This window comes from Vibrio sp. V42_P2S4T144 (assembly GCF_009904715.1).
In the GTDB taxonomy this organism is placed as follows: Bacteria; Pseudomonadota; Gammaproteobacteria; order Enterobacterales; family Vibrionaceae; genus Vibrio; species Vibrio alginolyticus.
This window is the reverse complement of the sequence record NZ_WXWS01000175.1, coordinates 1-6,659: the sequence shown is the minus strand read 5'-3', so window position 1 is coordinate 6,659 and position 6,659 is coordinate 1. Positions and strand designations below refer to the sequence as shown.

Below are 6,659 nucleotides of genomic sequence, written 5' to 3'. Positions count from 1 at the left end.
CTACACTAGAGAGCGGTGACCGTATCGAGATCCGTGGCTTTGGTAGTTTTTCTCTTCATTACCGCGAGCCTCGCGTAGGTCGTAACCCTAAAACGGGCGATAAAGTGGAATTGGAAGGTAAATACGTTCCACATTTCAAACCTGGTAAAGAACTTCGTGAGCGTGTAAATATTGGTTAATGCACTCTTATTAGTTTGAAAAAAGCGGCATACGTTTGTGTATGCCGCTTTTTTGTAATGTATCCAAGTTAGTCATACATCTAAGATCGTTTACTAATCTAATTGTGGATTCAGCTGTTTTCTATACCCAAATAACTTTAACTTCTAAGCATGTCTACAAACTAAGCATCTTGAGGTTACTTGGGTATAGATTATTGCTAATATACGTAGTCTGAAGAAGCATTTTCCTGCATAATCTTACCGACTTACTCCTAGAAGGGTGATGTAACATGAAAATTATAAAAATCGTTGCTGTTTTAGCTCTCTTTTTAATTGCATTGGCGTTAGGTTCCCAAAACCAAGAGCTCGTGACTTTTAACTATCTTCTAGCAAAAGGAGAGTTCCACTTATCTACGCTATTAGGTGTAGTATTTGTGGTTGGCTTTGCTTTAGCGTGGGTTATCTTTGGTAGCATCCAACTGAAAACTCAGCTACAGGTCCGTCGTTTAAAGAAAAAACTGAAAAAGTACGAACCAACTGAATCAAACAACGCTGCTGATAAGCCAGCCATTGAAAAACAGGCATAAGGATAAGGCTTAACTTTAATGCTTGAACTACTCTTCTTGTTGTTGCCTATAGCTGCTGCGTATGGCTGGTATATGGGGCATCGCAGCGCTCAGCAAGACAAGCAGAAGCAATCTCATCAAATCTCTCGTCAGTATATGACGGGTCTTAATCTGCTGCTCTCAGACCAATCAGATAAGGCTGTCGATCACTTTATTGAATTGCTCCAAGTTGATAACGAGACCATCGATACTCACCTTGCGTTGGGTAACCTGTTCCGGTCTCGTGGTGAAGTCGACCGCGCAATCAGAATTCACCAAAATCTTATTTCTCGTTCAGGCTTAACACTGGACCAAAAGAACCTCGCCCTTCAACAGTTAGCGAAAGACTACATGGTCTCAGGTTTTCTTGATCGTGCAGAGAAAATCTTCGAACAGTTAGTCGAAGAGCCAGATTACAAAGAGGCGGCTCTTCAACAATTAGTGACCATTTATCAGCAAACACGAGAATGGGAAAAGGCGATTTATTACGCGAACCAATTGGCTAAGTTAGGTAATAAACGCTCAAGGATGCGTGCAAATATTGCCCATTTTTGGTGTGAAATAGCCATGCTCGACCAAGCTGATGGGAATACTAATAAGGCAATACAGCATTTTAAAAAAGCGTTAGCGGAAGACCCGAAGTGTGTTCGAGCAAGTATTGCTTTGGGACGAATTTACCTAGAGTCTGAAGACTATAAGCACACCATCAAATATCTGACGGGGGTACTTGAGCAAGATAAAGACTTTATCAGTGATGTCTTGCCAACTATTGCAGAATGCTATCATCATCTGGGTCAGGAAGATGAACTTGTCGAGTTTCTGAGAGCTTGTATTGATAAGAAAGCAGGCGTATCAGCCGAGTTGATGTTGGCTCAATTAGTTGCTCATCACGAGAACGTTGGGGCTGCTCAAGAGTTACTGACGAAACAATTGCTGAAAAACCCAACCATGAAGGGCTTCTACCGTTTAATTGACTACCACATTGCAGAAGCAGAAGATGGTCGAGCGAAAGACAGCCTATCAACACTACAAGCGATGGTGGGTGAACAGTTAAAAGTGAAACCGCATTACCGATGCCGGAAGTGTGGATTTTCTACCCATTCCCTTTATTGGCATTGTCCGTCCTGTAAAGGATGGGGGACGATCAAGCCAATCCGCGGATTGGATGGTGAATAATTCTTAATGCAGCTGGCAGAGTTTCTGTCCGCTGCATTTTTTTAACTTTTTATTGAATAAGAACCAAAACAGTTAGGAGATGAAATGATCGACCAAAAAGTTATTGTCGCACTGGATTATGATAACCAAGCAGATGCACTTGCGTTTGTAGATAGAATTGATCCTGCGTCATGCCGACTAAAAGTTGGCAAGGAGATGTTTACGCTATTTGGTCCTGATTTTGTACGTGAACTCCATAAACGTGGTTTCTCTGTATTCCTAGATTTAAAATTTCACGATATTCCAAACACCTGCTCGAAAGCAGTTCGCGCTGCGGCTGAAATGGGTGTATGGATGGTGAACGTACACGCGAGCGGTGGTGAGCGTATGATGACGGCATCACGTGAAATTCTTGAACCATATGGTAAAGATCGTCCACTTCTTATCGGTGTAACGGTACTAACCAGTATGGAACAAAGTGATTTAGCTGGTATTGGTTTGAATGTTGCGCCTCAGGAGCAAGTTATTCGTCTAGCAACCTTGACCAAAAACGCAGGTTTAGATGGCGTGGTATGTTCAGCGCAAGAGTCCTCACTACTGAAGAGCGAACTAGGCCAAGAATTTAAATTAGTGACCCCTGGTATTCGACCTGCTGGTTCAGAACAAGGTGACCAACGCCGTATCATGACGCCAGTAGACGCTATCCAATCAGGTTCAGATTATCTTGTGATTGGTCGCCCTATCACTCAAGCGTCAAATCCTGCAGAAGTGCTGAAGTCGATCAATGAGAGCTTATCTAACATGTAAGCACTGTCTCGATTGTATGGAGAAAAGTGAGGCTAAGATGCCTCACTTTTTATATCGAATGAAAATACTAATCGCGGTAAACAACCATTCCTTTTAACCAGCTATGTCTGATCATTTACTTGCTTTAACTGGTATATCGGGGCCAATTGAGATAAAGGTTCTGCGGTTTATTCTGAGTAAAGTAGGGCTTGGTACTATGCCGATCACACTTTTGTAACATAACTCACTGTGATGCCTCGAAAATGCAATCATGTATTATTGATGGCTTGCGTTACAAATGTCTAAAGAATACTATGGCGAAGATGCATTCACTGCGTTGTAAGGTCTAGGATGACCTAGTGAAACTCTTTGAAATTAATATAGAAGCTGGCAGGACGTCACTTCATATTACGTTCCTATTATTTCCTATCTGCGTATTTTAAATCGCAGCTTTCTGTGAGCTTTCACACGCTGTCTTCCTTGTTACGACCTTAGTGCGCAAACACAACAAGGAAGAAACATGACTAAAAAACTGCCATTTTCAGTACTAGCAACACTGACCGCTGCCAGTTTTCAACTGAGTGCGGCAGAATTGCCAGCTGATATCGAATGGATTTCAAACAACAACGAACCTCTATTTGCCTCTGAAGAAGCGGTACGAGGTGGCACCTATCGCACTTACATTCAGAGCTTTCCGCAAACATTACGAAGTGTTGGTCCAGATGCGAACTCAGGTTTGCGCCAATACTTAATGGATGGTTCACCAAAACTGGCTCAGCGTCATCCAAATACTGGCAAATGGATCCCTCAACTTGCTAAGTCATGGGCATTTGGAGAGGACAACAAAACCGTATTCTTTAAACTCGACGAAACGGCCGAGTGGTCAGATGGTGAAAAAATTACAGCAGATGATTACGTCTTTATGATGAAGTACTACACGTCAAAAGACATTATCGACCCGTGGTATAACGACTTCTTCACAAACAGTATTGTGAGTGTTGAAAAAATTGATGACTACACGATCAAAGTCAATCTTGCTGTAGCTCAAAGTCATGACTCACTTATGGTTATGATTAACATGCCAAGTAATGGTTTTCAGCCTCGTCCTGAACACTTCTTTGAAGGAGAAAAGGACGCAAATAACGATGGCATGCCTGATAACTTCGTCAGAAAGTTTAACTTTAAATCTGAGCCAACCGCAGCGCCTTACTACATTGATCAAGTGAAGAAAGGTAAGAGCGTGACATTCAAACATGTCGGTGAAGATTGGTGGGGATACAACAACCGCTACTATAAAAACCGTTATAACGTTGAAAAGGTTCGCATTAAGGTGATTCGCGATCCTGATATTGCCATGAAGCACTTTGAGAAAGGCAACTTAGACTACTTTGAGATGGTGCTACCAAGCTTTTGGCATGACAAAACCAATAGTGATGTGTACAAAAAAGGCTATATCCAAAAGTACTGGGGCTTTAACGAAGCACCGCAAGGAGCTGGTGGTCTTTGGATGAACACAGCGATGCCGATGTTGGATAACCTAGAAGTGCGTAAAGGTGTTATGGCAGCCACTGACTATGACGGCATGATTGAAAACATCATGCGTGGAGATTATTCACGTAAACCGCATGGACTCGGCTTTGGTCATGGCGAATACGATGATCCTAACAATACACCGCCAAAGTTTGATGCTGATGCGGCGGTTAAACACTTCGAAAAAGCGGGCTTTGACAAAGTGGGCGCAGATGGTATTCGTGTTAACGACAAGGGCCAACGCTTGAGCTTTGCCATCACCTACGGATACAACTCTTGGACACCGCGTATTGCATACCTGAAAGAGCAAGCGAAACTTGCTGGTCTTGAGTTCACGTTAAACTTGGTGGATGGCTCATCTGCGTTTAAATACATTCTTGAGAAAAAGCATCAGCTAGCGTTTTTGAATATGGGCTCTGGTGAGATCCCTGCGTATTGGGAATACCTACACTCGGATAATGCAAATCGACCACAAACGAATGCTCACACCAACTACAGCAGCCCTGAGCTAGACAAGTTAATTGAAGCGTATGACTCTGAGTTTGATCAGGAGAAGCGTTACGACTTGTCGCATCAAATCCAAAACTATGTCAGCAAAGCAAATATCATCGTTCCTGGCTATATGGTGCCTTATTCTCGAGTTGCTCATTGGCGCTGGGTTAAAATTCCTAAAAACGGCATGACAAAAGCGACAGAATGGGTGCTTCATCCAATGGATATCGGTAATTTCTGGATTGATAACCAAGTAAAAGAAGAGACAGAAGAAGCGATGGACGAGGGTAAAACCTTCCCAGAACTAACGGTAATTGATGATCGTTACAAATTGTAAATCAGTAGTTTAGATAGAAAATGATAGCCCCGATAATGAATTTTATCGGGGCTTTCTTTTTTACTTAATAAGGTAAGACACTTCTAAAAGGTAGGTTTTTGCATCACCAAGCAAAGAGAACGCTCTATCGATGGTTTTAAATCGATCATCAAGCGAGTCGCTGGATATCAGCTGGCTGAATGTTTGCAACGAAAAAGCTTCGTTTGCTTTGAAGAACTGATGTACGTTTTCAAGCTGAACTTTATGAATATGCTCCACCTTATTTAGGGCGGTGGTTAAATCGGAAATGTTAATCGACATTGCTACTCGGGAACCTTATCAATAAGACCTATATGAGGTCATAGAGTGGGGTTTTATATTTTGCGACAGAGAGTAACACCGAAGAGCAATTTATAGTCTGATGAAGATCAATTTGCCTTATTTAAGCATCTGTAACGCGACACTATACGTGTACCTAGAGCTAGTACACGTTACAACGCTTGAATATAGGCTAGGGTTTCACCTGATCAAAAGTAAAAGCCAAGTCCGACTAAAAGCCCTTGAGAAGCTGTATCATATTCAAATACTCCCTCATTTTTGTAATCAACCCAGGTCGACTTGTAAGCCAAGTTGAGATCAGACCATTCGTTAAAACGATAACGAACACCAGTTTGAATGGCATAAGTGAAGTGAGTATCGTTGCCAAGTCCGGCGTCGATACTGGCATGAAATCGCCAGTTTTCGCTCAATTCATCAATGAGTCGCAAGCCAACTAAAAAATCGACCCAATCTTCTTGTAATGACAGTCTATCTTCTAGTACCCGGTTGTCATTACGATACAGCTTGCCGGTGATGTCATTGTCCCACCAGCGTAATCCAAACATATAATCCAGTTTACCAAATGAATATTGTTCGCGTTGGAATGCCTTTGCTTCTAGAACACCTTGCCGTATTTCGATGTCCGCACGATAACGAGCGTTAGGCAGAGCGCCCTTGATATTATTAACATCACCACTTAAGTTCATGAAACTATAATCTATGTAGTAGCCCCACTTACTTTGGTAAATACTCTCGAATCGCAACATCGCCCCAATATCGAGGTGGTCTACGATGAACTTAGGATCGACATCCACCTCTGATGAAAAGCGACCAATACTGGTATCTCCGTGGATATTCAGTCCTAGCATGTACACTTCTATGCTATTTCGCCAACGAGATTCTTGTGTCTCGGCTGAGAGCGCTACTGATGTAGGTAATACAAGAATGAGTGAGGAGAGTGATAGCAGGTTACATGGTTTCATCCAATTTCCTTTTCGGCTTTTCGGCTTTTCGTCAGCTTTCAGCTTAGTAGAAGTCGCTACACTCTGCATAAAAAAGGGAAGCAACTTGCTTCCCTGTAATTAACATTGACTTAGAGTTGTTTGGCAATGTCTGAGGTTAGGCTTTCTAAGCCTATGGATAAAGCGTTGACGAGCGCTTCATAGCCCTCATCTTGAAGCGGCTGAGAGATTTGTATTGGCGCGCTGTTTTCTACCTTACCTTCGGCATTAATGAGTAACCATTCCCCCTCAATTTCGATATTACCTTTGTAGCTGCCATTAAATTTATTTAACGTAA

At 42.3% G+C, this 6,659-nt stretch carries 8 protein-coding genes; 5 read left to right on the top strand and 3 right to left on the bottom strand.

The annotated features are described in order from the left end of the window. The 5 genes from CAG68_RS06160 to CAG68_RS06140 all read left to right on the top strand — a co-directional run. The coding region (locus tag CAG68_RS06160) for an HU family DNA-binding protein (RefSeq protein WP_202599869.1) at positions 1–179 on the top strand (179 nt) is incomplete at its 5' end. Between the two features lie 269 nt (positions 180–448). Further along, positions 449–745 (top strand): LapA family protein, encoded by a 297-nt coding sequence (locus tag CAG68_RS06155; protein WP_005376663.1) that lies wholly within the window; start codon positions 449–451, stop codon positions 743–745. 18 nt (positions 746–763) lie between these two features. Further along, positions 764–1,939: a lipopolysaccharide assembly protein LapB gene (gene lapB / locus CAG68_RS06150; RefSeq protein ID WP_005376665.1), complete on the top strand. Its 1,176-nt coding sequence runs from the start codon at positions 764–766 to the stop codon at positions 1,937–1,939. An 84-nt stretch (positions 1,940–2,023) separates the two neighbouring features. Further along, a complete protein-coding gene (pyrF, locus tag CAG68_RS06145) occupies positions 2,024–2,725 on the top strand; it encodes an orotidine-5'-phosphate decarboxylase (RefSeq protein ID WP_005376667.1) in 702 nt (233 codons plus the stop codon). Between the two features lie 499 nt (positions 2,726–3,224). Next, a complete protein-coding gene (locus CAG68_RS06140; RefSeq protein ID WP_017633867.1) occupies positions 3,225–5,063 on the top strand; it encodes an extracellular solute-binding protein in 1,839 nt (612 codons plus the stop codon). Positions 5,064–5,123: 60 nt separating this feature from the next. Here the strand turns inward: CAG68_RS06140 and CAG68_RS06135 are convergent, their stop codons facing one another. From CAG68_RS06135 to CAG68_RS06125, 3 genes are all read right to left on the bottom strand, one after another. Beyond that, a complete protein-coding gene (locus CAG68_RS06135) occupies positions 5,124–5,363 on the bottom strand; it encodes a hypothetical protein (protein WP_033905728.1) in 240 nt (79 codons plus the stop codon). Positions 5,364–5,569: 206 nt separating this feature from the next. Further along, complete coding sequence (locus CAG68_RS06130) at positions 5,570–6,343, bottom strand: hypothetical protein (RefSeq protein WP_005385811.1); 774 nt, start codon at positions 6,341–6,343, stop codon at positions 5,570–5,572. Between the two features lie 110 nt (positions 6,344–6,453). Further along, positions 6,454–6,659 (bottom strand): ABC-type transport auxiliary lipoprotein family protein (locus tag CAG68_RS06125; protein ID WP_202599868.1); only part of this gene is annotated, 206 nt, incomplete at its 5' end.

What these genes read in the sequence shown, in the direction of transcription:
- CAG68_RS06140 (WP_017633867.1), top strand. Translation starts at nt 3,225, where the DNA reads ATGACTAAAAAACTGCCATTTTCAGTACTAGCAACACTGACCGCTGCC.
- CAG68_RS06130 (WP_005385811.1), bottom strand. Translation starts at nt 6,343, where the DNA reads ATGAAACCATGTAACCTGCTATCACTCTCCTCACTCATTCTTGTATTA.
- pyrF (WP_005376667.1), top strand. Translation starts at nt 2,024, where the DNA reads ATGATCGACCAAAAAGTTATTGTCGCACTGGATTATGATAACCAAGCA.
- lapB (WP_005376665.1), top strand. Translation starts at nt 764, where the DNA reads ATGCTTGAACTACTCTTCTTGTTGTTGCCTATAGCTGCTGCGTATGGC.
- CAG68_RS06155 (WP_005376663.1), top strand. Translation starts at nt 449, where the DNA reads ATGAAAATTATAAAAATCGTTGCTGTTTTAGCTCTCTTTTTAATTGCA.
- CAG68_RS06135 (WP_033905728.1), bottom strand. Translation starts at nt 5,363, where the DNA reads ATGTCGATTAACATTTCCGATTTAACCACCGCCCTAAATAAGGTGGAG.